Raw genomic sequence first — 24,933 nt, forward strand, 5'->3', positions numbered from 1 at the left:
AGTCCAAATTTGTCCCGCCCGCCGACTCGTCTTACAGCGCACCGAGCCGTAATATATTAAATTTTTATCCAAAAAAAAGTAGAATATCTCATCTTAAATTTAAGGAAAAATCCGTGTTGCAAGCATTAGCGCTTAGATATAGACCGCGAAATTTTAGCGAGCTCATAGGCCAGGAGGCCGTCAGCACCAGCCTCACGCACGCTCTGGACGAGAGTCGCCTCACCCACGCCTACCTTTTTTCGGGGCTTCGCGGCAGCGGCAAAACATCGAGCGCGAGGATATTTTCAAAAGCGCTGGTTTGCGATCACGGCCCGACTAGCCAGCCATGCGAGGAGTGCGCCAACTGCATCGCCGCAAACGAAGGCCGCCACATCGACATCATCGAGATGGACGCTGCCAGCCACCGCGGTATCGACGATATAAAGGGGCTCATCGAGCAGACCAAGTACGCTCCGGCGATCGCGCGCTTTAAGATTTTTATCATCGACGAGGTGCACATGCTCTCCACGCCCGCGTTTAACGCGCTGCTAAAGACGCTCGAGGAGCCGCCGCCCTACGTCAAATTTATCCTAGCCACGACCGATCCGCTCAAGCTCCCAGCCACGGTGCTATCGCGCACGCAGCATTTTAGATTTCGCCAGATCTCGCGCCCGGACGTCGTCGCGCATCTTGACTTTATCCTAAACCGCGAAAACGTCCCGCACGAAAAAGAGGCCCTCGAGATCCTCGCCCGTAGCGGCGCTGGCTCGCTGCGCGACACTCTCACGTTGCTAGATCAGGCCATCATCTATGCTAGGGGCGAGCTAACGCAAAGCGCCGTCGCGCAGATGTTGGGGCTGCTTGATCCGCAGCGCATAGAGGAGATACTCGCACTTGTTATGAGCGGCGATAAATCAGCTGTGAGCGCGGCGGTAGCGCAGCTGGAGAGTTACGATGCCGAAATGGTGATAGATGAGATAACGGCCAATCTAAAGGCAAATTTTCTCGCGCAAAGCCCGAAATACTCGCTGCTTTTATACGAGAGATTTTTTAGGATCCTATCGCAGGCGCGCTCGATGCTAAGTATCAGCAGCGACGGCGGATTCGTGCTTGGCGTGATGCTTTTTATGATGATCGAGGCGATCAATCTAAAATCGATCGACGAGATGATAGCCGTGGATGCGAGGGAAAAATTTGCGGATTCGCAAGGTCGCGCGGCTGATTTTGGCGGCTCCCGTTCGGCGTCAAATTTTGCTGGCGGACGAGGCGAAGCGGCTAAATCTGCGGCTCCTGCGCAGACTGGTCAAATTTCACCATCTATAGACGGATCGAATTTGACGGGCGCAAACGGGGCTAAACCCGTCTCGAAAAACAGCGCGACTGAGGGGCGAAATTTGAGCGCTCAGACTCTAGCCGGCTCGGCAAATTTAAATGCCAAGGCGCCGCAGGAGCCGGGCGGCCAAACCCGCGCCGCAAAAACTCCAAATCCCGCTTACGAAGCGTTTTTGGCCAAAATTTACGACCGTAGCTTTGATCTTGGTGAGTGTTTTAAAAACTGCATAGAGTTTTTGGAGTTTTCAGACGGCTGCATGAGCCTAGCCTCAAGCGCGGCGGGCGACGATCAGAAGCGGCTTCGCGATGGATCGAAAGTGATTTTGCAGATTTTGCGCAGCCTTTTTGGCGAGAGCGCAAAGATAAAGATAACTCCCAGGCAAAGCCCAGAAATAGGGGCGCAAGAGCAAAATGGTGCGGCAAATTTGGATGACGAGCGCGGTGGTGCGGCAAAATCTGAGAGCAATGAGGCGACGCCAAACCAGGCTGGCTCCAAAATTTACTCTGACGACACGCAAGAAAATTTAAATCAAAACGACCAAGTGCAAGAGCTCTCAAATTTGACGGGGAATTTATTTTCGGACGGTAGCGAGGAGAGGACGGCTACGCCCTCGGAGCAAAATTTAGACGCTAAATTTGAAAGCAGCGAGCAGGGTGAGCAAACGCAAAATTTGACGCAGCAAACGCAAACGGATATAAATGACGCGGCTCCGAGCACGCAAGCAAATAGCGACTCACCCAGCGATAAAACCACGCCATTAAATTTAAACGAAAACGAGTCAAATTTGACGCGAAGCTCGCAGACGAATTTAAAACATCCGGCCGAGCCTAAATTTGCGCCCGATTTTGAGAGTATGCGAGATGACACGCACGATTTTAACGAGGCATATTCGCTAAAATTTAAGAGCGATGATGGCACCCTGGCTGGGGCGGATCTAGCGTTTTTAGATGACGAACTAAGACGGCTAGAGAGCCAAAATACTGCAAAAACGGAGCAAAAGCCAATCGGCACAGCTAAATTTAACCAAAACAGCGCGCCGCAAACGGCTGCCTTTGGCGAGCCGCCGTTTGATCCTGATGACGTGAGCGAGATGTTTAGCGAAGCAGCAGAGTATGACGACGGCCTTTTTGAGCGAGATGCTAACGAGCCCGCAAACGCCGACGCAAGGCAAAATTTAGATACGACAAATTTAATCGGTGACGAGTTTCAAAGCGAATCAAATTTTGACGACTCGTCCTCAAGCGAGACAAATTTAAACGCTCAAAATCCTACGTCAAATTTGGCCGCAAAAACTCAAGCCGATCCTAAGGCTGCAAAAAATCAAGCGGTTTTAAAAGAAGCCAAGCGACTATTTGGAGAGCCTGAAATTTTAGAAATTTGAGGCGTTTAATTTAGCTCGTTAAATTTGCATGCCGTTTTGCTATTTTTGGCAGGGCGCGACCGTCAAAGCGTGGAATAACGGCCTAAACGCTGATCAGAAAAAGCGCCTTGAGCGCGAGCTAAAAATAGGCGTGGGCCTAGGTGAAACTACGCCGATGTTAGCTCAAAGAATAGCGCAGGTTTTACAAAAAAACAAACGCGATGCAACGGCGATTGCATTAACCGGAGCGGGCGCGATAGTAAGCGAAATTCGCCAAGCCTTTTTTGAGGCTAACGACGACGTCATAAAATGCTACAAATACCAAGCCACGCTAGATACTCGCACGTCAGAACTATGCAGAGCTTACGATGGCCTAATGTGGGATAAAGACTACAAGCCCATCGGGCATAACTTCCCGTTTCGCAAACCGCGCGTAAATACTCATTTTAATTGCCGCAGCACCATAATACCCGTAACTAAAAGCTGGGACGAGCTAGGCATCGAGGGTATGGATAGCGCAAATGATCGCACGAGGTCGTCTATGAACGGCTACGTGCCGCAGGATATGAGCTTTAACGACTGGCTAAAAACCCAAAGCCCCGAAACGATAGAAAAGACGCTAGGCAAAGGCAGAGCCGAGCTATTTATGCAAGGCAAGATCACTATGCGGGATTTGATAACGCAGCAGGGGCGGAGCGTAAATTTAGAGGATTTAGTAAAGAAAAAGACGCTAAAAACGGTATTTTCAAAAGATAACGTAAGTATAAACGAAATAGAGGCCATCCGTGATTGGACGGGGGCTAGCAGTAGAAAAATCCGCGAGTATATGACCGGTACATTGAAAGAGCAGTTATATCCCGAGGAAAAAGAAAGCTTTGATAACTTTATTAACTTATTCAATAAATACGAAAGCAACATCAAAAAAGGAACGGACATATATAGAGGAATAGGCTTTGATGAGGTTGAAGTTTATGAAAATAGTATATTTGCGAAGTTAAAAGCCGGTGATGAATATTTTGATAAAGCTATTTCTAGTTTTTCGTTAGAGCAAAGCGTAGCAAAACATTTCAGTGGTCGCAACGGAAGTTACAAAGAGATAATACTAAAAACAAAATCGCGAGGCAAAGAGCTTTACGTAAATGATTTCTCAGACTACGAGGAAAAGGAGGTTTTGGTAAAGGGCGGTGAAAAATTTAAAGTAATCGAGATAAAAGACGAAGTAATAGACGGCGATAATGTTATGGTCGTTTATATTGAATAACTTTTGTTAAAGCCAATCGGAAGCATAAGCCTTGTAGGTCTTTTTGCGCCATTCCAAAAGAAAATCTTTATTTATGGATTTTTCTTTAAATTCGTCGTAGGCTTCTTTTATCCTTGCTTCGTTTTTCATTAAATAGTAGTTAAGCGTAATAGTGCCCCCCGAATTCTCGTATGCTTCAAATTCGTCAAAGCTCATTACTCCGCCGTCCGGACTTATTATTGCCACAGAGGGCTTTTTGACCCATTTGTCGTTTTCATCTACGCGCAAGCCGTATGTTGCGTCGTAAGCGACCCGCAACCATTTTAAAAGAAAATCTTTGTCTTTTGATTTCTTATTGAATTCGCGCCATCCTTTGTCCCTTGTCAAGTCGTTTTGTTGAGCGTAATGATAAGAGGCGCGAACTGCATTGGAGCTATTTTGTGCAAACTCGTTAAAACTAATCATAATAAAATCCTTTTCTTTTATTATACCACTTTTTCAAAACCAACCCCATTTAAAATTTAAGTTACTATTCTATCAAAGGCAGTGCCTTAAATTTAACTCTCGTGGAGGACAAAATGACGATCGAGGAGCTAGAAAAGCAAGTCAGTGATTTGCAAGCCGAAAAAGAAGCGATGAACGCTAAAAACAAAGAGCTTTTAGGCGAGGTAAAAAAGCTAAAAGCGAAAAAACGCTGATGATTGCTCATGCTCGCAAAGAGGCGGACAGCAAAAAATAAAAGCAAATTTGAAAAGCCGCGTTAAATTTTGGTGCTCAAATAGCCGTCGTTGGAATAAATTTAAGCGGAGAGGGTTTAGTAAATTTATAAATTTTAGAGAGTTTCAAAACAGGTCGGCGAGCCGAAACGACTCGCGCAAGGGTTAAATTTATCTAAAAACGCAACTTCACTATTCGTTTAGTATCGAAAGAAGCTCTTTGTTGTCTTTGGTTTTTAGCATCTTGGCGTATAAAAATTTGAGTGCTTCTACGTCGTCCATCGTCGCGATCGCCGAGCGGATAGCCCAGATCTTTTGCAGTTCGTCTGGTTTTTGCAGTAGCTCCTCTTTTCTGGTGCCTGATTTTAGTACGTTGATGGCTGGGTAGATTCGGCGGTCGGAGATATTGCGATCTAGTACGATTTCGCTGTTGCCCGTGCCTTTAAACTCCTCAAAAATAACCTCGTCCATACGTGAGCCCGTGTCGATGAGTGCGGTGGCGATGATGGTGAGGCTGCCGCCGTGCTCGATATTTCGCGCCGCGCCGAAAAAGCGTTTCGGCTTGTGCAAGGCGTTTGCGTCCACGCCGCCGGTTAGCACCTTGCCGCTTGGCGGAGTTACGGTGTTATACGCGCGCGCTAGGCGGGTGATGCTATCTAGCAGGATGATGACGTCCTTGCCCATTTCTACGAGGCGTTTGGCCTTTTCGATGACGAGCTCGGCGACGCGCACGTGGTTCATCGCAGGTAGGTCAAACGTCGAGCTAAACACTTCGCCCTTTACGCAGCGCTGCATGTCGGTGACCTCCTCGGGGCGCTCGTCCACGAGTAACACCATGAGATGCGACTCCGGGTGGTTGCGTGCGATACCGTGGGCTAGCTCTTTCATGAGCTCGGTTTTACCGCTTCTTGGAGGGGCGACTATGAGGCCGCGCTGACCCTTGCCAAGAGGGGTAAAGAGATCGAGCACGCGGCCTGTTAGCTTCATCGGATCGTACTCGAGGCGAAGTTTTTCTGTCGGGAAAAGCGGAGTCAGGTTGTCAAATAGCGGTCGCTCCTTAGCCTCGATTAGCGGCATATAGTTTAGCGCTTCGATTTTTAGCAGGGCATAGTATTTTTCCTGATCTTTTGGTTCGCGTACTTGACCCGTCACGATGTCGCCCACGCGCAGGGCAAATTTGCGAATTTGAGAGTTTGAGACGTAGGCGTCGTTTGAGCTGTCGCTGAGGTTTGCGTCTACCGAGCGCAAAAAGCCGTAGCCCTCGCTCGTGATCTCTAAAATGCCCGTGAAAAGTATAAATCCGCCTTGTTTTGTTTGGGTTTTTAGGATCTCAAATATCAAATCTTGTCTGCGAAATTCGCGCGGATTCTCGACGCCTACGCTGTTTGCGATAGCGATGAGTTCCTCTAGGCTAAGAGTTCTTAGCTCTTCGATTTTGTGTCCGTCGACTGGGATGTGAGTGCGTGAGTTTTGGTGTTTTTTTGTGGTTTTTTGACTTTCCTGCGTGGAATTTGCAGGTTGGGTCGCGTTATTTTCCATTGTGTCCTCTTTAAAATTACGGAATAATTTTGTAGATAAATTTAAGTTTCAAAAGAAGTTTTGAAAGTCGCATTTTATAAAATTTTGGCTTTGATGTCAAGAAGTGATATAATCTCGCCAAAAATGAAAAGTAATATCAAAATGATGGATTTTAAAGACGGCAAGCGCGAAAAAACAATCATAAAACCGCGCTTATTGGCATAGTTACAAATTTTTTCTTAGCCGGAGCGAAAATTTTTATCGCTATGGTCTCAAACTCGGTCGCGCTGATATCAGACGCTGTAAATAACCTTAGCGATGCAGGCTCAAGTATCATCACGATATTTGGCTCAAAACTAGCTAGCAAGATGCCCGACGAAGACCACCCCTACGGCTACGGCAGGACCGAGTATATCGGCGGTCTCATTGTTTCGGTTATAGTGCTGATGCTGGGATTTCAGTTTTTAAAAACTTCGGTCGAAAACATCTTCGCGCCCGAGCCCACCAGCTTTACGATACCGTTTTTAGCGTTTTTGTTTTGCGCGATATTCGTCAAATTTGCGCTCGGCTTTTACTATAAAAAGATCGGTAAACAGACCAAATCTATCTCGCTAAAAGCCGTAGGGCAGGAGGCTCTGGGCGATGCGATCATATCGTGCGTGATCCTCGTCTCTGCTGCGCTGTCATACTTCGACGACATCCAGATAGACGGATATGCGGGCGCTTTGGCGTCGCTTTTTATTATCATAAACGGCGTACTTTTGATAAAAGAAACCTTTGATAAAATCATCGGTCAGCGCGTGGAAAAAGAGATCAGCGACGAAATTTACGCCGCCGTAAATCGCTGCGAGATCGTGCGCGGCGCATACGATTTGATCCTTCACAACTACGGCGCACAGCGATACGTAGGCTCGGTAAACGTCGAGATAGACGAGCATTTGCCCTTAGCGAAGTTTCGCAGAGGCTAAACGAGCTTCAGATCGAGATTTATAAAATTTACAGGATTTATCTGGTTTTTGGCGTTTATAGCGTAAATTTGGGGCAGGACGAGAGCCGCGCCTGCGTGGCAAATTTGCTCTCGGAGTTTAGCAGCGTGCGCGGATTTCACGCATTTTTCATTGATAGCAAGAAAAAGAGCGTGAGGTTTGACGTGGTGGTCGATTTTGCCGAGAAAAATCTGGGCGAACTACGCGCCCAAATCGAGCGCAAAGTCGCGCTAGGCTTTCCCGGATATAAAATTTTCATCGTGATAGATAGGGAGTTTGCGTGAGAAGTCGCTAGTTTTTCGCCAAATTTGAGGTTAAAATTTAAGGGCGATTTGCGTAATTTACTAGCATTTTCAAGGTACTGGTCTTGGCCGACTCTACTCAAATTTACGGCTACCTTTTGACGAGAGTAAAATTTGTCAAATTGAACAAAATCTCAGCTACGTCAAAGCTCGTAAAATCAAGCAAGGCTTTAGAAATTTTGCGTATAATCTAAAAATCTTAAAACGAAAGAAAAAAGTAACCGATGGGCAAATTTAAGTGCGCGCATTGCAGGGGCGAATTTGAGCGCGAGGCGCTGATAGAGCGCGGTGGAGAGCTGTTTTGCTGCGAGGGATGCGCGGGAGTTTACGAGATACTTAACGCAAGCGGACTGGGCGAATTTTACGAAAGGCTTGGTAAAACTACGTTAAATCCGGCTCGGGACGCAAAAAATACGGCGCAAAAGTCGCAGGAAGACCTTGCGGCTATTTATCAAAACTACGTCAAAAACGAGAATGGATTTAACAAAATCTCGCTCATCATCGAGGATATACACTGCTCGGCTTGTATCTGGCTAAACGAGAAGGTTTTATTTGCGCAGAAGGGAATTTTGGAGGTAAATATAAACTCGGTTAATAACAAAGCCCTCATCGTCTGGGACGAAAACGAGGTAAATTTGGCTCAAATTTTCGCCCTCGTCCGCTCTATCGGCTTTGAACCCTACCCATACGACGCGCAGACTCAGGAGCATAGACTCGCCCTGCAAAAGCGCGAATTTTACGCGAGGCTGCTGGTGGGCATTTTTTGCACGATGAACATCATGTGGCTGGCCATCGCGCAGTACGGCGGCTACTTCACGGGCATGCGTCAGGACGTGCGCTCTATCATAAATTTCGCCGAATTTATCCTCGCTACGCCGGTGCTTTTTTACACGGGAAGCGGGTTTTTTAGGGGTGCTTGGGGCGCGCTAAAAAACAAAACGCAAAACATGGATAGCCTTATCGTCACGGGCACGTTAGCAGCTTACGTTTTCTCGATTTACTCGATGTTTTCTAGGCAGGGCGAGGTGTATTTTGACTCGGTTGCGATGATAATCACTTTCGTATTTATCGGCAAATATCTGGAAATTTTAAGCAAAAAAAAGGCCGCCGACACGCTAGATAACCTAAACTCGTTAAATTTAAACTCAGTTAGCGTCAAAAACGGCGACGAGATAACGCTAAAAAGCGCGCAGGAGGTGAGGGTGGGCGAGCTCGTGGTCGTGAGAGCTGGCGAACGCGTACTGCTAGACGGCGTCGTCGTTAGCGGCGCGGCGAGCTTTGATCTCTCTAGTCTTAGCGGCGAGAGCGCGCCTGCGTATCTTAGCGCAAAAGATGGCGAAAACGAGATAAAAAGCGGCTCTGTGTGCGTAGACGGCACGCTGGTTTATGAGGTCGGCGCCGTGTTTAGCGAGTCGGTGCTAGCGCGTATCATAAATCTGCTAGAAACCGCCGCAGCCAAAAAGCCGCGTATTCAGGCGCTCGCAGACGCCATCGCGGCGAGATTTTCGGCCGCTATCACGGCGCTGGCGCTAGCGACGTTTGCGTTTTGGTTCTGGCGCACTGGCGAGCTCTCCACCGCGCTCATCGTCGCGATCTCGGTCGTGGTGATCTCGTGTCCCTGCGCGCTTGGGCTTGCTACGCCAGTTAGCACGCTCGTTGCGCTTGGGGCTGGCTTTAGGCGCGGGATAATTTTTAAAGAGGCGCGCATCATCGAAAGCCTAGCGAAGTGCGATACGGCCGTGTTTGACAAGACCGGCACGCTCACGTCGGGGCGGCTTAGCGTGAGTAAATTTACGCACGCGGATAAATTTGACCCGAGCCTACTTTTTTCGCTGGTTAACGGCTCTACGCATCCCGTTAGCCGCGCCGTGGGCGAATATCTGCGCGCAAATTTTAGTGATTTAAAACTTTTAGAGTTAAGCGGCTTTGAAAATATCGCGGCACGCGGCACGCAGGCTAAATTTGGCGGTAAAAAGCTAGCGGGCGGGAGCGAAAAATTTATGCGAGAGCTAGGGCTTTATGACGGCGAAGCGGTGCGTGGGACTAGCTATTTTTTTGCCGCGGAGGGCGAGATTTTGGCGGTGTTTGAGCTAGAGGAGAGCCTAAAAGAGGGCGCCAAAGAGTGCGTAGCCGCGTTAAAAAACGCTGGTATGCGAGTAGCGATGCTAACGGGCGATAACGAATACGCCGCAAAGCGCGTAGCAGAGCAGCTAGGCGTGGGCGAAACGGTCGCGAACGCTCTGCCTACGGATAAGGCCGCATACGTGGAGCGGCTGGCGAATCAGGGGCGAAATGTGCTGATGATAGGTGACGGGATCAACGACGCCGCCGCGCTCGCGCTCTCAAGCGTGGCCGTGTGTATGGGTAGCGGAGCGGCCGTGAGTATCGCAAAAAGTGACGTCGTGCTAATGAGAGACGACCCAGCCTCGCTCGCGGCTGCAGCGAGGCTCGCGCGCAAAACCTACCGAATCGTGCGGCAAAATTTGGCCTTTTCGCTCGTTTATAACGCCGTGACGATACCGCTGGCGATGGCCGGCTACGTCGCGCCCGCCGTGGCTGCGCTATCGATGTCGCTAAGCTCCGTCGCGGTCGTGCTAAACGCGCTGCGGGTTAGGAGCGAGCGATGAGCGGGGCGGTCGTGGCGATGATGATCGGGGTTTCTACGCTACTGGGCGCGTGCGGGCTGGCGGCGCTGCTGTGGGGGCTTAAAACCAGGCAGTTTGATGACGAGCGCAAATTTTTGGACGGGACGAAATTTGACGACGAAGACGCACTAAACGACGCCTACGAGCTGGAGCTTCGCCGTAAAGAAAAGGGCTATAAGCCGCCTGAGTGAGGCAAATTTACGTTTAAATGGGGGCTAAATTTTGGTCGTAAATTTAACGGATAGCGGCTTTAAATTTGAGCGGATAAATTTGCGATAAAATTTAAGCCTGAGCGAATTTTGCGCTAAATTTGCCACCTTAAAATGCACGATGAGGCGGTAAATCTGAGTGAAAATTTTAAAAGCAGCGGACATCACAAGCGGATTTAATGCAGATAAATTTGATCTAGTCGGTGCGACTATGGCAAATTTGACGTTTATGCGGCTAAAATCGGTGAGTGTCGGTTAAATTTGATTCACGGGTTTGGTTGTGTAGCGGCGTCAAATTTGACTCAAATTTTGCAAGCCTTTGCGTCTATTAAAATTATTTCTTCTAAAAGACGCGGCAAAAGCTCAAATTTAAAGCTAAATTTAAGCTCGGCGAGCAAGAGCGGCTTGCCGAAAAAGCAAGCCAAGCGCGGGATTTTTATGATTTGTTCCGTAGAGATCGTTTGAAATCTACTTGCAAAGATTATTTCAAGCTATCGATATACTCACTAACAGTCGCCATATCCTCGTCGCTTAGGTTTTTGGCGTGCAGCTGCATGACCTTGCCCATGCCGAAGTTATTGTTTGAGCCGTCTTTGTAGCCTTGTAGCGCTTTTATGCGGTCTTCTTTGCTGATGCTAGTTAGCGCAGGCACTTTGTTTGCGTATTTTACGTCCGCTTTTTCGCCGTGACAGGCTGCGCATTTTTTGTAAATAGCTGCGCCGTCGGCCGCAAGTAGAGAAAAATTTAGCGCCAAAACGGCGGTTGCAATGTGATAGATTTTCATCTTTCGTCCTTTTTGATAGAAATTTAGACGAGATTATAGCCCTAAAAGCTTAAAAGAAAAGAAATTTTATAAAAAAGTTACTAAAATGAAGCGCGAAATAAAAAGCAGAGAAAAATCGGCGGAAAAACTCCGCCGAAAAGGGTTATTTTAGAGTAGGGATGTACTCTGATAGAGCTGCGATGTCGTCATCGCTAAGAGGTTTTGCGATAGGTTTCATCATTGCAGAAGACTTAAATTTGTCCAAGCTGCCCTCTTTGTAACCTTTTAAAGCCTCGGCGATCTCTTCTTTTGAAAGCGTGTTAAGCGCAGGAACTTTGTTTAGATACACTTTTTCGGCTTTTGGTCCGTGACAGGCCGCGCATTTTTTGTAAAGTGTTGCGCCGTCAGCGGCAAATAGGCTGCCCGCTAGCAATGCGGCTGCACCTGAAACAACGATTAGTTTTTTCATTTTATATCCTTTTGTGGAGTTGTGACGGGCAAATTATAATACAAAAAGCTAAATTTTACATTAGTTTTTCACATTAGTTTCTAGTGCGGCGCGGGCGGCGATTTTCGGTTAAATTTAGCTTTTTTTTGTATAATTTTCGACATGGATAAAAAAGGGTTTAAAACGGCGCCCAAAAAGGCGCTATTTCTTGATCGCGACGGCGTTATAAACGAGGATGCGGGCTATGTTTATAGACGCGAGGATTTCGTTTTTAAAGAGGGCATTTTTGAGGCTTTGAGGGAGTTTGCCAAGGCTGGCTACGCACTAGTCGTGGTGACGAATCAATCAGGCATCGGACGAGGCTACTACACGCTGGAGCAGTTTGATGAGCTTTGCAGGTTTATGCTGGGCGAGTTTGAAAAAGAGGTCGTAAAGATAGAGAAAATTTACTTTTGTCCGCACGCGCCGGAAGCTGATTGCCTTTGCCGTAAACCAAAGCCAGGCATGCTGCTAAATGCCGCAAACGAGCTAAATATCGACCTTGCGCGCTCAATCATGATAGGCGACAAGGATAGCGACGTGCAGGCCGGGCAGAGTGCTGGCGTCGGGATAAATTTAAAGCTGGACGACAGGCTAAAAAGCGTGGCGGACGCGCTGGAGTTTTTAAAAAAAGAAGGAAAAATATGAAAGATATAAAAAGAGTCGCGATAACTGGCGCGGCGGGCTTTATCGGCTCAAATTTGGCGCATTATTTCGATGAAAATTTAAAAGACGTAGAAGTGCTCGCCGTGGATAAATTTAGAAGCGACGAGAAATTTAGCAACGGCAACCTCAAAAGCTTCGGGCATTTTAAAAATTTGCTCGGCTTTTCGGGCGAAATTTACGAGGGCGACATAAACTGCGCTAAAACGCTAGCCATGATCGAGAAATTTGCCCCTGACGCGATATTTCACGAGGCGGCGATCTCGGATACTACGGTAACCGAGCAAGGCGAGCTAATGAGGACAAATCTAAATAGCTTTAAAGACCTGCTAGATATCTGCGAAAAAACGAATGCCAGGATGATATACGCAAGCTCCGGCGCTACGTACGGTAACGCAAAAAGCCCGCAAAGAGTCGGCGAATGCGAAGCGCCGAATAACGTCTACGGCTTTTCAAAGCTAAAAATGGATGATCTAGGACGAAAATACGCTAAAAGAGGCGTAGCGGTCGTGGGGCTGAGATACTTTAACGTTTATGGTGCTAGGGAGTTTTATAAAAACAAAACCGCCTCGATGGTGCTCCAGTTTGGTCTGCAAATTTTGAGCGGTAAAAATCCGCGCCTCTTTGAAGGCAGCGATAAAATCAAGCGCGACTTCGTCTATATAAAAGACATCGTGCAGGCAAATTTGCTCGCTCTAAACGCTGCTAGCGGCGTATATAACGCAGCGACGGGCACGGCAAGAAGCTTCCAGGAGATCGTGGATATCTTACAGCGCAAGCTGGGGTCAAATTTGCCTTGCGAATACATCCCAAACCCGTATGCGCGCTCATATCAGTTTCATACGCAAGCCGACATCGAGCCGACTAAAAAGGCGCTGGGATACGAGCCTAAATTTAGCCTAGAAGAGGGCATAAAAGACTACGCGGCCGAGATAAAAAGGATATACGAGGAAGAGATAAATGCGTGAAGTACGTGCTTTGGTCGCGGGCGATCTGATGCTCGATCACTACATCTGGGGCAGCTGCGAGCGTATCTCGCCCGAAGCTCCCGTGCAAGTAGTAAAGATAAAAAACGAAACCAAACGCCTAGGCGGAGCGGGCAACGTAGTGCTAAATTTGCTCTCATTAGGCGCAAAAGTGGGCGTTATGAGCGTGCTCGGAGACGACGAGACAGGCGATGAGATCGAGCGGATCTTGTGCGAGCAGGGCGCTAGGGCTGAGTTTATAAAAAGAGAAAAAGGGCGCACGAGCTCGATAAAAAGCCGCGTGATGGCGACGCATCAACAAGTCGTGCGCATCGACAAAGAAAGCGTCGAAGCCGTAACGTGCGAGGACGAGCTAGCGGCAAATTTCGCCCGCGCGCTAGAGAGCTACGACGTCGCGCTGCTATCTGACTACGGCAAGGGTGTGCTGACGCCTACGCTGTGCCAAAAGTTTATAAAAGCCTGCGCGGATGCCGGCAAACCCGTGCTAATCGATCCAAAAGGCGCGGACTACTCGAAATATAAGGGCGCTACGCTACTAACGCCCAATAAAAAAGAAGCGGGCGAGGCCGTGGGCTTTAAAATAGAAAACGACGAGCAGCTTTTTGCGGCGCTAAATTTGCTAAAAAATGAGCTAAATTTGACCCATTCGTTGATCACGATCTCAGAGGAGGGCATCGCGCTTTTAGAGGACGCTCAGGCGGTTAAATTTCCGGCTCTGGCAAAAGAGGTCTTTGACGTCACGGGCGCGGGAGATACGGTGCTAGCGACGCTTGGCGTGATGCTGGGTGCGGGCGAAGGTATCAAAAAGGCGATCGAGACGGCAAATTTAGCCGCCGCAGTCGTCGTAGCTAAGGTCGGCTCAGCCACGGCAAGCTTTGAGGAGATAAACGAGCTAGTACGCCGTAAAAACGCGGCTGGCTTTGAGGAGAAAATCAAAAGCGCGGACGAACTGGCCGCGACGCTGGCAAACCGAGGCGAAAAGCGGCTGGTTTTTACAAACGGCTGCTTTGATATCTTGCACGCGGGGCATGTGAGCTATCTGGCTAAAGCGCGGGAATTTGGCGATATACTAGTCGTCGGGCTAAACTCGGACGCATCGGTGCGCGCGCTAAAGGGTGACACTCGCCCCGTAAATTCGCAGGCCGACCGCGCTACCGTGCTGGCGGCGCTTGGGGCAGTTGATTACGTGACGATATTTGACGAGCTAACGCCTCTAAATTTGATCGAAAAGCTGCGTCCCGACGTGCTCGTAAAGGGTGCCGACTACGAAGGCAAAGAGGTCGTCGGCAGTAGCGTCGTAAAAGACGTGCGGCTGGTGGAGTTTGTAGCCGGCAAAAGCACGAGCGCGACGATAAAAAGGATAAAAAGTGAAGACTGAAGATATGATAAAAAGCGAGCTAGAGGGTCATCTAGCTACGATAAAGGCGACCTTTGCGCTGGAAGCGGACATCAAAAAAGCCTGCGAAACGGCGGTAGCGACGCTAAAGGCGGGCGGTAAAATTTTGCTTTGCGGAAACGGCGGAAGCGCTGCAGACGCGCAGCACATAGCAGCCGAACTAACGGGCCGCTATAAAACCGAGCGCGGCGCGCTAGCTGGCATAGCTCTAACGACCGATACCTCCGCGCTCACGGCGATCGGCAACGACTACGGATATGAGTTTGTTTTCTCGCGTCAGCTAGAGGCTCTGGGCCGCGAAGGCGATCTGCTCATAGCGATCTCTACTAGCGGAAACAGCGGCAACGTCGTAAAGGCGCTCGAGCTAGCGCGAAAAATCGGTATCAAAACGATCGGACTAAGTGGCCGTACGGGAGGCGCGATGAACGAGCTTTGCGAGCTAAATTTGGTCGTGCCGTCAAACGATACGCCGCGCATCCAAGAGATGCATATAATGATAGGGCATATCATCTGCCAAGCTATCGACGATGCGTTTTAGGCTAAATTTAAAAGCATTTGCGGCGGCGGAGTCAAATTTGGCCCGCCCAGCCACTCTCTAACTCCGCCTAGCGCGCAAGCAAATTTAATCACCCATGAAAACCCAAACTCCAGCCTACGCCGTCATTGATCTAAAATCATTCTACGCCTCGGTCGAGTGCGTGGAGCGAGGACTTGATCCATTTGAGGCAAATTTAGTCGTCGCCGACGCTGCTAGAGGCGAGGGCAGCGTGTGTCTAGCCGTTAGTCCCGCGCTAAAGGCACTTGGCGTAAAAAACAGATGCAGGCTGTTTGAAATACCTAAAAATATAAAATATATAATCGCGCCGCCCAGGATGCAGTTTTACATCGACTACGCGGCTAAAATTTACGGCATCTACCTAAAATACGTCGCCAAAGAGGACATCTACGTTTACTCCATCGACGAGGCCTTTATCGACCTTACTTCGTATCTAAAATTTTATAAACTAGAAGCTAGAGTCATGGCAAAGATGATAATGGACGACATCCTAAAAACAACGGGCGTAACGCCCACCTGCGGCATGGGGACAAATTTGTATCTAGCCAAAATAGCTCTTGACATCCTAGCCAAACACAGCGAGGATAATATCGCCTTTTTAGACGAAGCGCTCTATAAAGAAAAGCTCTGGACGCATCAGCCGCTAAATGATTTTTGGCGCATAGGCAAGCAAACTAGGGCCAAGCTTGAGCGATACGGGATATTTTGCATGAAGGATATGGCAAACGCTCCTTTTAGCCTGCTAGAAAAGGTGTTTGGTATTGACGCCTATATCGCGCTAGATCACGCAAACGGTATCGAGCCCACCACCATAGCCGATATCAAGGCCTATAGGCCCTCAACCAAATCATACTTTAGCTCGGAAATTTTACCCAGAGACTACGAGAGGCTAGAGGCTCTAATCGTGCTAAAAGAGATGACCGATAGGCTGGCTCTAAGGATGATAAACGAGGAAGTGCGGGCTAGCGGGCTCACGATAAATATCAAATTCGCGGGCAAAAACGAACCCGCGCAAAGGGCAACGGTAAGGTTTAAAACCCCTAGCAATATCGCTAGCGTGCTCATGGACGCAGCGCAGGAGCTATATCTAAAAAAAATAAAAAACGCAGGCCTCATCAGGCAAATCGGCATATCGGCAAACGACGTCGTAAAGGAAAGCAAAACCGAAAGAAGTCTCTTTGAGGAAGAAAACGCAAAAGAAAAAACGGTACTAATAACCCTAAACAAGATAAAAGAAAAATACGGCAAAAACTCCATCCTAAGGGCCATCGACCTATTGCCCGAAGCCACCGGCCCAGATAGAAACAAAAAGATAGGAGGGCACAAAAGCGGTGAATAAAGATAGAGCCAAAATCTTTAGCTCGTTTAATCCCCTCTCGACCCTAGAAAAAGCCCTAAAAGCGCAGGAGCGAGAAAAGAGCGAAAAGCTAGATCTGGACGAGTCCAAGATAGAAGAGAACCTAAACAAAATAAGCAAACTAAAGCCCGCCGACAAGGTAAAAATCACATACTACGACGGGCAGGGCTACGTGAGCATAGAGGGGCTGGTCTCAAACGTAAATTTGATGGATAAAAGCCTAACCGTAGTAAAAACGAGGGTCAAATTTGATGATATTTATGCGGTTGAGGTTGGTTTGTGACGGCGGCGTTTTTGTAATTTTGCGGCGCGCGATATGATAGGTGTGGCACGCAAAACGCTTAAATTTGCTAGCTTTAAAGGCGTTTAAATTTTACTTTGTCCGCACTTTTCTTGATAGTTAAAAATGCGGCGAAATTTTAGTCGCACAAAAAATCAGTATAGTAAAATTTGCCCTGATTAAGCCACCTCGCGCTATCTCAAATGCTAGCTTTGCGTGCGTTAAATTTGGTCGCGTGCCGTTTGTAAAATATTATGCGCGGCGTGGTTTTTGCTGATTTGCGGCCGTTTGAGAAAAAGCCACGCACTAAAATTTCTAGTTTTTTACCGCTTCGGCGAGAAATTCTCGCTCGATCGCCTGGATGACGGCTTGCGGCGAGAGATCCTTCATGCAGGCGTGGGTTTTTAGCGGGCAGACGCGCTTCATGCACGGCATGCACTCTAAATTTAGGTGCAGGATGCGAGCGTTTTCGTTGCGCCACGGACAGGTCTGCGTAAATCTCGTCGGTCCAAAAAGCGCGATTGTGGGCATTTTGTAGGCTGCTGCGATATGCATCGGGCCGCTGTCGTTCGTGACGAATATCCCGCCGCTTTGTCCGATGCCGCCGATCATCTCGCACAGCTCGCGCACATTCGTTTTGCCCGCTAGATTTTCGCACTCCGCGCCGTTTTCGCGTAAAATTTGCTCGATCTGCTCGCACATATCGCGCTCGCCGGCGCCGCCAAAAATCATAATCTTAAATTTATCTTTAAAATGCAGCGCCACCTGTGCGAAGTAGGCCGGATACCAGCGTTTGGCGCTTCCGTAGCTAGCGCCCGGATTTAGCCCGAGCACGGGCGCGTCAAATTTACGCGGCTCAAAGTAAAGCTTTAACTCGTCGTCTGCGCGTTTTAAATTTAACGCCGCTTTGACGAATTTTAGGTATTTTTGCACCTGATGCGCACTATCGTTGCTCTTTTGAAAAATAAATTTTCGCCCCGCCCACGCTCCGAAAAGTAAAATTTTACTCGCAAACGAGCTTCTAAAGCTAAATGCCGCGTCAAATTTGCCAAGCTCTCTAGCCTGCCAAAACAGCCGCCAGAGCCTAAATTTGGCCTTTTTACTGCTGTCAACGATGACGCGCTCGCAGCTTGGATGAGTCTTAAAAAGCTCGCACGCCGCAAACGAGCCGAAAAATACGATTTTGACGGGCCCATCGGCTAAATTTTCTAGATTTTGATTTTCTTGTGCATTTGCCGTCAAATTTACGCCGCCGTCAGCGTCAAATTTATCGTTCAAATTTGGCGTATCGTTTTTAAAAATTTGAATTTCTTGCGTTACGGTGCCAAAATTTTGCGATAAAAAGCTAAAGTCTCGCTCATTTTCAAATTTGCCGGTCAAATTTCCCGCGCCAAACGCCGCCGCGTGCTTTGCGATGGCCTCCACCGCGGCGCTTGCCATTACGGCGTCGCCCAGCCAGGTCGGCAGCTCAATCAAGATTCGCACGCACTATCTCCAGCGTCGCGCTCGCGTTTTTTTCGATGCTAAACTCGCTAGCAAGCGCTAAATTTCGCTCTTGTAGCATTGCCAGTCGCTCGTCGTCGTTTAGGATCTCGTCGATCAGATCGCAGATGTCGTAGTCTTGCGGCGAGCTCATCACAAACTCCTCGGGCAATATCTCCGCCGCGCCGTTTTGAGCGGTCGTAATGGCGACGCAGCCGTAGCTAAGCGCCTCTAAAACGACGTTTGAAAACGGCTCGTACGCCGTCGGGAATAAAAACAGCTCGCTGCCTTCGTAAAATCTCGCCGTGCTTTTTTGCGCGCCCGTAAATACGGCGTTTAGGCCTAGTTCCTTGGCTAGATTTTTGTAGCGGGCGGCGTTTTTGTCGCGGCCGACGATCAGGCAGTTTACGCGCGTTTTTAGATGAGTCGCGATGCGTAAAAACTCCTCCGCGCCCTTGCGTTTAAAGCCGCTTCCGACAAACAGCAGCGTCGGTAGGTGAAAATCAAGCCCGAATTCCTCGCAAAGAGCGAGCTTTGCTGAGCCTTTTTGTACGCGCATAGGCAAATTTACGCCGTTATAGACGACTGCGATCTTTTCCTCGGCGATGTCGTAGGTTTCGCAAATTTGGCGCTTTATAAAATTTGAGTTGGCGATGATTTTTTTGGCGTTTTTAAAAGTGTGCTTTTCAAGGTATGGAATGACGAAATTTAGGGGGTTTACAAACCAAAAAGGCTTGGTTTTCATATAGACTTTATGCACGCCGTCGCCCGCGCGGTAGATGTCGGCGCAGGTGATGCGCTCAAGGCTAAAATAAATCTCGTCTGCGCCCTTTTGCCGCTTGGCTTGCGCGTTAAAACGCAGGGCTTTGATCCATGAGCTTAGCTTTTTGCTACCGTTAAATCCGCGCGTCTCGCACGCAACGCCCGAGTCTTTTAGGGCTTTAACGAGCCTTGAGAGATATCTCTGCGCCCCGCCGATAGCGTCCAGATTGAGCCTTAAAAATACTATTTTTTTCATGTTCGCCTTTTAAAATTTAGCGGTATTTTATAAGTTTTTTGATGAATTTTAGGTTATGCCAGACGTGCGAGGGATGAGGGTGTAAATAAGTATAAGCGTAAAATGGGTATAATCGCGCAAAAAAAGGAAAATCGTGAAAATTTTGCTCGTTAGAAACGATAACATTGGCGATCTCATCTGCACGACGCCAGCGATAGATGCGCTGCGAAAGGCTCATCCGCGTGCGCAAATCGACATCGTGGTAAATAGCCTAAACGTATGCGTCGTTCGCGGCAATCCATTTTTAAACAAAATCTATATCTATACTAAACCAAAGCACGTAAAAGGACTGGCGGCAAAAGTGCGGGCGTTTTGGGGAAAATGTAAAATTTTGCTTCAAATTCGCCGCGAAAGATACGATGCGACCGTGATTTTTAGGAGCGCTTATTCGCCCTCTGCCGCGATATTTGCCAGAGCAGCCGCAGCTAAAACGACGATAGGCGCGGCAAAGCAAAACGAGGGTGGTTTATTAATAACACATAAACTAAACTTTAATCCGCCACCTCACGAGGTGCTGCTTTGCTATGAGCTAGCCGTACCGCTTGGAGCGAAATTCGACGGAGAAAAGACGCTTTACGTACCGAGCTTTAAAAGCGAGAAATTTAAGGATTTCGTTTTTTTTCACGTCTCCTCGAGGGTGGAGCAAAACCGCATGGACGAGGCTAAAATTTTACGGATTTTGGCGTTTTTAAAGCAAAATTTCAGGCACGTTGCCGTTAGCGCGGAGGACGTAAAATTTGGCGAAAAATTAGCACAAGAAGCGGGCGTGGAGTTTGCCTCGACTAAAAATCTGGACGAGTTAGCCGGCTGTATCTGGGCGGCTAAATTTGTTCTCACGCTTGACGGCGGTGTTGCACATTTAGCTCCCGCGCTTGGGGTAAAAACTGTGCTTGTGCTTGGCAAAACAGACGCCGCTCGCTGGGCTCCGATCTACGGCGGCGCGCTGTGTACCGTGCTACAAAGCGCCAGCAAAAGGGCGCAGGACGTGACGGACGAGGAAATCTACGAGGCGGTAAAAATATATGAAAAAAACGGATAAAATCAATATCCTGGAGCTTGAAAGCTCGCTAGGCTTCGGCGGTCAGGAGCACCGCACGCAGCGCGTCATAAACGGGCTAAATAAGGATAAATTTAAGGTATTTTACGCGCTAAATCCAGGCTCAAAAAGCTTTGAAAAGCCGATTGATTGCGAGTTTGTAGAATTTAACCTAAGTAAGGTTTATAATATTTTTGAAATTTTTAAAATTTGCCGTTTCGTGCGCGAAAAAAATATCTCGATCATCGCCACACACTCTGGCAAGGACGGCAATATCGGCGCAATCGTCGCAAAGCTAACGGGCGCTAAAGTAGTGCGCACTAGACACCTACAAACTCCGATCAGATCGGCATTTAGCTATAATGTAAACGACAAAATTGTAGCCGTCTCAAATGCCGTAAAAACTCAGCTCGTCTCGCAGGGCGTGCGGGAAAATTTGATAGACGTTATCTACACCGGCGTGGATACGGCACGGTTTAATCCAAATTTTACCAAAGATATCAAAGCAGAGCTAAATTTGAGCGCAGACTGCGTAGTAGTCGGTATCGTGGCGGTCTTGCGCGCGGCGAAAAATCATCAGCTTTTGTTTGAAGCTTTTAGCGAGCTAAATCTACCAAACACCGCTCTAGTCGTGGTCGGCGACGGTCCGCAGGAGGAAAATCTAAAAAAAATAAAAACGCCAAATATCTACATGCTAGGCTCGCGAACCGACGTGAGCGAGTTTTTGGGCAGTTTTGACGTTTTCGTGTTACCCTCAAAGATGGAGGCGCTGGGTACGGCACTGCTCGAGGCGCAGTCGTGCGGGGTGCCTTGCATCGGTAGCGACGCGGGCGGTATCGGCGAGGCGATAAACAGCGGCGAAACGGGGCTTTTGTTTAAAAACGGCGACAAAGAATCGCTCAAAGCGGCTCTAAAAACGCTGATAGAAGACGCGGCGCTTAGGGCCAAATTTAGCGCGAACGCGAGGGAATTTATCGTGCGAAACTTCTCGATAGAGACGATGGTCGCGCAGACAGAAGCGATGTATGAAGCTCTTTGAGAGCGCGGCGCGGCTCATTTTGCGATTTAAAAGTGTGCGCAAAACGCAGCTGGTTACGCAGCCCATCCAAACGGTCTGTTTTTTTAGCAACACCGCGCTTGGCGATACGATTTTTAACACGCCCGTTTTTCGCGTTTTTCGGCAAAATTTCCCGCACATACGTACTGTCGCGCTGCTAAATCCATCTACCGCGCCGCTTTTTAAAACCGATCCGAATATCGACGAAATTTTACTATACGACGGCAAAAAAGGCGGCTTTTTGCGCGCTTTATCGCAGCTAAAAAAGATAAAGCCGGACATTGTTTTTATCCTGCACTCAAACGAGCCCGAGGCCACGCCGCTAGCCGTTTTAAGCGGCGCAAAATACGTCTTTAAGCTGCCAAATGCGGGCAGTAAATTTAGCCCCTTCCACTCAAACGCGCCAGAGCCATACGGAGATGAGCGATACGTCGTGCTAAACCGCCTCGAGCAGCTTAAATTTGTAGGCATAAAAAGTCGCGACACGAGGCTAAATTTGTATCTGTGCGATGAGGATTTCGCCCGCGTCGATGAGATGCTAAAAGGCTGCGGCTCGCGCAAATTTATCGGCTTTCAGATGGGGGCTAGCACGGTTTCCAGGCAGTGGTTTTGGCAGCGTTGGCGGGAGCTGGCGGGAATTATTTTGGAGCGCACGGACGCCGTCATCGTGCTAACGGGCAGCCCCGCCGAGCGAGCGATGACCGCGCAGTTAGACGAGGAGTTAAGAAGCGCGCACGTGATAGATGCGGCGGGTAAATTTAGTCTGCGAGAGGCTGCCGCGCTGATAGCTAGGCTTGATGTGCTTGTGACGCCAGATACCGGTCCGCTACACGTCGCAGCCGCGCTAAGGACGCCCACGATCGGGCTTTTTGCCGTCGCTTCGCCCGTAAATTCAAACCCTGATTTTGACGAAAATATCCATAAATTTATCAAAAAGCCGCGCACCTGTTCGCCTTGCGTCGGCAAAAATTGCAAATTTCAGGAGTGCATGCTGCAAATCGAGGCACGCGAGGTCTGGGAGATGCTAAAGGAAATGATTTGAAAAAGATTTTGTTCGTCGATACGGGGCGTGAATACGGCGGCGGGACAAAGAGTTTTTTGTATCTTTTGCGGGGGCTTGCCGCGCAGCAAAAATACGAGCTTTGCACGTTTTTTGAGACTGATTACGAGGCGGGCGGACGCAAAATCTCGCAAATCATAGAAGACTCGGGAGCTAAATTTATAAAATTTGAGCCCAAAAAACAGCCCTCAAAGCTAAAAAAAGAGCTTTTGCGCGCGCTTGGTGGGCAAAAGCTGGCAAAATACCTCTACAAAAAAGACTACGACTACGCGCTTTGCTTGCTGCGACAGGCGCGACCCGACGTAGTGCATTTAAACAATCATTTTTCAACCAATCTCGCCTACATCGCCGCCGCAAACGCCCTAAATATCGCGGTAGTGCAACACCTGCGTAAAAACTCGGCCGTCGAGCCTTTTAAGCTTGAGATTTTAAAGCGGCTAAAATTTACGCCCGTTTGTGTTTCAAATGCGACTTACGATTTTTACGCCGCGCAGATAAAAATGCCTAAAAACGTGGTTTATAATCCCGTAGAAGCTCCTGTTTTAAGGCGGGAAAAATCTGAAGCAGGTAAAAATTTGAGCCATTTGCAGACAAATTTAAAAAATAACAGCGACGATAAAAGCGCCGCCCTAAAAGACAAATTTGACGCCGAAAAAATAAATATCGTAATGCCAGCAAATTTCTTAACACTAAAGGGACACGAGCTAGTTTTTAATGCACTTGCAGAGCTAAAAAGAAGCGATGTAAAGGTTTATTTCGCAGGTGGAGGCGAGCTAAAAGCGGGCGCGAAAGCCAAATTTGACGCGCTGATAAGATCAGGTAAGGCCGAGTATCTGGGCTTTGTTTCCAAGATGGACGAGATTTATGCCGCGTGCGACTACGTGCTTGGATTTTCTAGCGACGAGGGGCTGCCTAGGATCGTCATCGAAGCGCTTGGCTGCGGGCTTGGCGTGGTGTACTCTGATATCGCCGTCATAAGGGAGATTTATGAAATCTCCTCAAAAAAGCAAGATTTTTTTGTAGTTCAAAGAAGCTCGGACGCGCTTTTAGCCTGCTTTGAGAGCCTGCGCAAACCCAGCTCAAAAAGCCCCGACGATGCCGTTATAAAGGCATTTAGCATAGAAAATTATCTTCGCGGGATAGATAGGATATATAGCGAACTTTGACGAAGGCCTCGATGTCTGCGAGGTTTTGCTCGCTAAGCTCGAAAAATGCACTCGCGTCGATACCCTGCACGGTTTTAAACACAGAGCTAACGGGTGGTAAATGCGAGCTGATCACGAGCGAGTCGGCGACGCCTCTTTGCTCGCTAGCAAAACAAGGCCCCATCAGGCAGATCGTAGGCGTGCGCACGCTATCTGCGACGTAGTAGTTGCCCGTATCCGAGCTCGCGTAAAGCTGCATCTGCGAGAGATAAAACGGCAACTCCTCAAGTTTGATTTTACCTATCAAAGAGATTATTTTTAGCTCGTTTGCGCTGAATTTTTTCACGTAAGTATCGCAAGTTTGCGAGCTTAAATTTGACCCGCCGCTACTACCATTTTCGCTACAAATTTGAGCTTTTGATTGCTCGCTGTTTGCATTTTCAGGATCGCCGTAAATTTCGCTCGCGCCATTGCCGGCTAAATCCGCGAAAATGTTCCGCCGGCTCAAATTTTCCGCCCGTTTTTTATCCACATTTTCGGCGAGCAAGTTTTGTAATAGCGCCGCCTCCTCACCGACACCGAAAATATAAACCTCGCAGTCAAATTTGGCGAAAATTTCAAAGATTTTCTCCCAAGTTTTCTTTGGCGGCGTTTTCATTTTATTGCCAGCGCTCAGGCTCACGCCGATCTTAAATTTATCGCTTTTTACGATATTTTCGTGTGGGATAAAGAGCGGTTGTTGCAAGCATTTTTCATATTTTAGCTCGCTAATGCCCAGCGTTTTTAAGTAGGTTAGTAACGTTAGATCATTTAGGGTATGTGGCACTTTTTTCATACCAAGCGCCAGCAGGCCAAAGTCGCTAGAGGCTGCGTAGTGATGCACGGCGACGATATTTTTAGCCAGCGTGCAGCGCGCTAAAAAGAGATTTAGACTGTTTGGCATCAGCACATAGACGCTCTCGTAGCCACGCGAAAAAAGCTCGAGTGCGAGTCCTAGTTTGGAGGCTTTTTTGCGTTTTACGTCGTTTATCGTAAATATTTTTTCTATTCGGCTGTCGTGTTTTGCGAAGGCTAGATTTATCTCGTCGATGAGTACATCAAATTTGCCCAGCTTTTCAAAGATCACGGTCGAGTTTGCGTAGTCGCCGATTTTAGCGGTTTGGATGAGTAAAATTTTGCCTTTTTCGCCTTTAAATTTTAGTTTTTTCATAGCAAAAAGATACGGGTAAATCAATAAATAAATGAGAAAATATATCAAAACGTAGGCCTTTATTATTTATAAAATTTAGCCTAAATTTAGCATAAATTTATAAATTTACG

Annotated in this window: 23 protein-coding genes; 16 read left to right on the plus strand and 7 right to left on the minus strand. The window is 48.2% G+C overall.

Features of this window, described 5'->3' with window-relative positions:
- The first annotated feature begins 116 nt into the window (after positions 1 to 116).
- The gene (locus CSUNSWCD_RS10850) at positions 117 to 2,693 is read left to right on the plus strand and encodes a DNA polymerase III subunit gamma/tau (RefSeq protein ID WP_244263904.1); all 2,577 of its coding nucleotides are present in this window, start codon (positions 117 to 119) and stop codon (positions 2,691 to 2,693) included.
- Positions 2,694 to 2,721: 28 nt separating this feature from the next.
- On the plus strand, positions 2,722 to 3,933 hold the full coding sequence (locus tag CSUNSWCD_RS01160; RefSeq protein ID WP_009492793.1) for a minor capsid protein: 1,212 nt from the start codon (positions 2,722 to 2,724) through the stop codon (positions 3,931 to 3,933).
- A 6-nt stretch (positions 3,934 to 3,939) separates the two neighbouring features.
- Here the strand turns inward: CSUNSWCD_RS01160 and CSUNSWCD_RS01165 are convergent, their stop codons facing one another.
- Positions 3,940 to 4,377, minus strand: a complete 438-nt coding sequence (locus tag CSUNSWCD_RS01165; protein ID WP_034964048.1) for a hypothetical protein — start codon at positions 4,375 to 4,377, stop codon at positions 3,940 to 3,942.
- A gap of 443 nt (positions 4,378 to 4,820) precedes the next feature.
- Positions 4,821 to 6,167: a transcription termination factor Rho gene (rho, locus tag CSUNSWCD_RS01170; protein ID WP_002949963.1), complete on the minus strand. Its 1,347-nt coding sequence runs from the start codon at positions 6,165 to 6,167 to the stop codon at positions 4,821 to 4,823.
- Between the two features lie 239 nt (positions 6,168 to 6,406).
- On the opposite strand from rho, the gene CSUNSWCD_RS11630 reads away from it, so the two are divergent.
- The 4 genes from CSUNSWCD_RS11630 to ccoS all read left to right on the plus strand — a co-directional run bounded on the left by CSUNSWCD_RS11630 (position 6,407) and on the right by ccoS (position 10,270).
- The gene (locus CSUNSWCD_RS11630) at positions 6,407 to 7,114 is read left to right on the plus strand and encodes a cation diffusion facilitator family transporter (RefSeq protein ID WP_244263905.1); all 708 of its coding nucleotides are present in this window, start codon (positions 6,407 to 6,409) and stop codon (positions 7,112 to 7,114) included.
- A 68-nt stretch (positions 7,115 to 7,182) separates the two neighbouring features.
- On the plus strand, positions 7,183 to 7,416 hold the full coding sequence (locus CSUNSWCD_RS11635) for a hypothetical protein (protein WP_009492799.1): 234 nt from the start codon (positions 7,183 to 7,185) through the stop codon (positions 7,414 to 7,416).
- A gap of 242 nt (positions 7,417 to 7,658) precedes the next feature.
- Complete coding sequence (locus CSUNSWCD_RS01180) at positions 7,659 to 10,061, plus strand: heavy metal translocating P-type ATPase (RefSeq protein ID WP_009492801.1); 2,403 nt, start codon at positions 7,659 to 7,661, stop codon at positions 10,059 to 10,061.
- Positions 10,058 to 10,270: a cbb3-type cytochrome oxidase assembly protein CcoS gene (gene ccoS / locus CSUNSWCD_RS01185; RefSeq protein WP_002949952.1), complete on the plus strand. Its 213-nt coding sequence runs from the start codon at positions 10,058 to 10,060 to the stop codon at positions 10,268 to 10,270. Before CSUNSWCD_RS01180 ends, ccoS begins: the two co-directional genes overlap by 4 nt.
- A gap of 499 nt (positions 10,271 to 10,769) precedes the next feature.
- On the opposite strand, the gene CSUNSWCD_RS01190 is transcribed toward ccoS, so the two are convergent.
- A complete protein-coding gene (locus CSUNSWCD_RS01190) occupies positions 10,770 to 11,072 on the minus strand; it encodes a c-type cytochrome (RefSeq protein ID WP_009492805.1) in 303 nt (100 codons plus the stop codon).
- Positions 11,073 to 11,214: 142 nt separating this feature from the next.
- Positions 11,215 to 11,520, minus strand: a complete 306-nt coding sequence (locus tag CSUNSWCD_RS01195; protein ID WP_009492806.1) for a c-type cytochrome — start codon at positions 11,518 to 11,520, stop codon at positions 11,215 to 11,217.
- 141 nt (positions 11,521 to 11,661) lie between these two features.
- Here CSUNSWCD_RS01195 and gmhB point away from each other — a divergent pair, with 141 nt between their 5' ends.
- The 6 genes from gmhB to CSUNSWCD_RS01225 all read left to right on the plus strand — a co-directional run bounded on the left by gmhB (position 11,662) and on the right by CSUNSWCD_RS01225 (position 16,779).
- Entirely contained in the window at positions 11,662 to 12,186 is a 525-nt protein-coding gene (gene gmhB / locus CSUNSWCD_RS01200; protein ID WP_009492807.1) for a D-glycero-beta-D-manno-heptose 1,7-bisphosphate 7-phosphatase, read from the plus strand.
- Entirely contained in the window at positions 12,183 to 13,169 is a 987-nt protein-coding gene (gene rfaD / locus CSUNSWCD_RS01205; RefSeq protein ID WP_009492808.1) for an ADP-glyceromanno-heptose 6-epimerase, read from the plus strand. The genes gmhB and rfaD overlap by 4 nt, the downstream gene beginning before the upstream one ends.
- Positions 13,162 to 14,565, plus strand: coding sequence for a D-glycero-beta-D-manno-heptose-7-phosphate kinase (gene rfaE1 / locus CSUNSWCD_RS01210; protein WP_009492809.1), 1,404 nt, complete (start codon positions 13,162 to 13,164; stop codon positions 14,563 to 14,565). Before rfaD ends, rfaE1 begins: the two co-directional genes overlap by 8 nt.
- Positions 14,555 to 15,121 carry a D-sedoheptulose 7-phosphate isomerase gene (gmhA, locus tag CSUNSWCD_RS01215; protein ID WP_009492810.1) on the plus strand — a complete coding sequence of 189 codons (567 nt, stop codon included), beginning with the start codon at positions 14,555 to 14,557 and terminating at the stop codon, positions 15,119 to 15,121. Before rfaE1 ends, gmhA begins: the two co-directional genes overlap by 11 nt.
- A 94-nt stretch (positions 15,122 to 15,215) precedes the next feature.
- The gene (locus tag CSUNSWCD_RS01220) at positions 15,216 to 16,478 is read left to right on the plus strand and encodes a Y-family DNA polymerase (RefSeq protein ID WP_009492811.1); all 1,263 of its coding nucleotides are present in this window, start codon (positions 15,216 to 15,218) and stop codon (positions 16,476 to 16,478) included.
- On the plus strand, positions 16,471 to 16,779 hold the full coding sequence (locus CSUNSWCD_RS01225; RefSeq protein ID WP_009492812.1) for a YolD-like family protein: 309 nt from the start codon (positions 16,471 to 16,473) through the stop codon (positions 16,777 to 16,779). Before CSUNSWCD_RS01220 ends, CSUNSWCD_RS01225 begins: the two co-directional genes overlap by 8 nt.
- Before the next feature lie 312 nt (positions 16,780 to 17,091).
- Here CSUNSWCD_RS01225 and waaF read toward each other — a convergent pair whose 3' ends face one another.
- Positions 17,092 to 18,261, minus strand: a complete 1,170-nt coding sequence (gene waaF / locus CSUNSWCD_RS01230; protein WP_244263900.1) for a lipopolysaccharide heptosyltransferase II — start codon at positions 18,259 to 18,261, stop codon at positions 17,092 to 17,094.
- The gene (locus CSUNSWCD_RS01235; RefSeq protein WP_009492814.1) at positions 18,245 to 19,276 is read right to left on the minus strand and encodes a glycosyltransferase family 4 protein; all 1,032 of its coding nucleotides are present in this window, start codon (positions 19,274 to 19,276) and stop codon (positions 18,245 to 18,247) included. Before CSUNSWCD_RS01235 ends, waaF begins: the two co-directional genes overlap by 17 nt.
- Positions 19,277 to 19,409: 133 nt before the next feature.
- Between CSUNSWCD_RS01235 and CSUNSWCD_RS01240 the strand changes: the two genes are divergently transcribed.
- The 4 genes from CSUNSWCD_RS01240 to CSUNSWCD_RS01255 are packed head-to-tail and all read left to right on the plus strand — an operon-like array spanning position 19,410 to position 23,634.
- Positions 19,410 to 20,354: a glycosyltransferase family 9 protein gene (locus CSUNSWCD_RS01240; RefSeq protein WP_009492815.1), complete on the plus strand. Its 945-nt coding sequence runs from the start codon at positions 19,410 to 19,412 to the stop codon at positions 20,352 to 20,354.
- On the plus strand, positions 20,338 to 21,390 hold the full coding sequence (locus tag CSUNSWCD_RS01245; RefSeq protein WP_009492816.1) for a glycosyltransferase family 4 protein: 1,053 nt from the start codon (positions 20,338 to 20,340) through the stop codon (positions 21,388 to 21,390). Before CSUNSWCD_RS01240 ends, CSUNSWCD_RS01245 begins: the two co-directional genes overlap by 17 nt.
- Positions 21,377 to 22,450 carry a glycosyltransferase family 9 protein gene (locus CSUNSWCD_RS01250; RefSeq protein ID WP_009492817.1) on the plus strand — a complete coding sequence of 358 codons (1,074 nt, stop codon included), beginning with the start codon at positions 21,377 to 21,379 and terminating at the stop codon, positions 22,448 to 22,450. The genes CSUNSWCD_RS01245 and CSUNSWCD_RS01250 overlap by 14 nt, the downstream gene beginning before the upstream one ends.
- On the plus strand, positions 22,447 to 23,634 hold the full coding sequence (locus CSUNSWCD_RS01255; protein ID WP_009492818.1) for a glycosyltransferase family 4 protein: 1,188 nt from the start codon (positions 22,447 to 22,449) through the stop codon (positions 23,632 to 23,634). The genes CSUNSWCD_RS01250 and CSUNSWCD_RS01255 overlap by 4 nt, the downstream gene beginning before the upstream one ends.
- Here the strand turns inward: CSUNSWCD_RS01255 and CSUNSWCD_RS01260 are convergent.
- Positions 23,582 to 24,871 (minus strand): glycosyltransferase family 9 protein, encoded by a 1,290-nt coding sequence (locus CSUNSWCD_RS01260; protein ID WP_034964051.1) that lies wholly within the window; start codon positions 24,869 to 24,871, stop codon positions 23,582 to 23,584. The genes CSUNSWCD_RS01255 and CSUNSWCD_RS01260 overlap by 53 nt on opposite strands.
- Positions 24,872 to 24,933: the final 62 nt, after the last annotated feature.

Origin of the sequence: Campylobacter showae CSUNSWCD (assembly GCF_000313615.1) — a bacterium.
GTDB lineage: Bacteria > Campylobacterota > Campylobacteria > Campylobacterales > Campylobacteraceae > Campylobacter_A > Campylobacter_A showae_A.

Excerpts from the sequence above, each read along its gene's own strand:
- CSUNSWCD_RS01160 (WP_009492793.1), top strand. The coding sequence starts at position 2,722 with ATGCCGTTTTGCTATTTTTGGCAGGGCGCGACCGTCAAAGCGTGGAAT.
- CSUNSWCD_RS01165 (WP_034964048.1), bottom strand. The coding sequence starts at position 4,377 with ATGATTAGTTTTAACGAGTTTGCACAAAATAGCTCCAATGCAGTTCGC.
- rho (WP_002949963.1), bottom strand. The coding sequence starts at position 6,167 with ATGGAAAATAACGCGACCCAACCTGCAAATTCCACGCAGGAAAGTCAA.
- CSUNSWCD_RS01180 (WP_009492801.1), top strand. The coding sequence starts at position 7,659 with ATGGGCAAATTTAAGTGCGCGCATTGCAGGGGCGAATTTGAGCGCGAG.
- ccoS (WP_002949952.1), top strand. The coding sequence starts at position 10,058 with ATGAGCGGGGCGGTCGTGGCGATGATGATCGGGGTTTCTACGCTACTG.
- CSUNSWCD_RS01190 (WP_009492805.1), bottom strand. The coding sequence starts at position 11,072 with ATGAAAATCTATCACATTGCAACCGCCGTTTTGGCGCTAAATTTTTCT.
- CSUNSWCD_RS01195 (WP_009492806.1), bottom strand. The coding sequence starts at position 11,520 with ATGAAAAAACTAATCGTTGTTTCAGGTGCAGCCGCATTGCTAGCGGGC.
- gmhB (WP_009492807.1), top strand. The coding sequence starts at position 11,662 with ATGGATAAAAAAGGGTTTAAAACGGCGCCCAAAAAGGCGCTATTTCTT.
- rfaD (WP_009492808.1), top strand. The coding sequence starts at position 12,183 with ATGAAAGATATAAAAAGAGTCGCGATAACTGGCGCGGCGGGCTTTATC.
- rfaE1 (WP_009492809.1), top strand. The coding sequence starts at position 13,162 with ATGCGTGAAGTACGTGCTTTGGTCGCGGGCGATCTGATGCTCGATCAC.
- CSUNSWCD_RS01220 (WP_009492811.1), top strand. The coding sequence starts at position 15,216 with ATGAAAACCCAAACTCCAGCCTACGCCGTCATTGATCTAAAATCATTC.
- CSUNSWCD_RS01235 (WP_009492814.1), bottom strand. The coding sequence starts at position 19,276 with ATGAAAAAAATAGTATTTTTAAGGCTCAATCTGGACGCTATCGGCGGG.
- CSUNSWCD_RS01245 (WP_009492816.1), top strand. The coding sequence starts at position 20,338 with ATGAAAAAAACGGATAAAATCAATATCCTGGAGCTTGAAAGCTCGCTA.
- CSUNSWCD_RS01250 (WP_009492817.1), top strand. The coding sequence starts at position 21,377 with ATGAAGCTCTTTGAGAGCGCGGCGCGGCTCATTTTGCGATTTAAAAGT.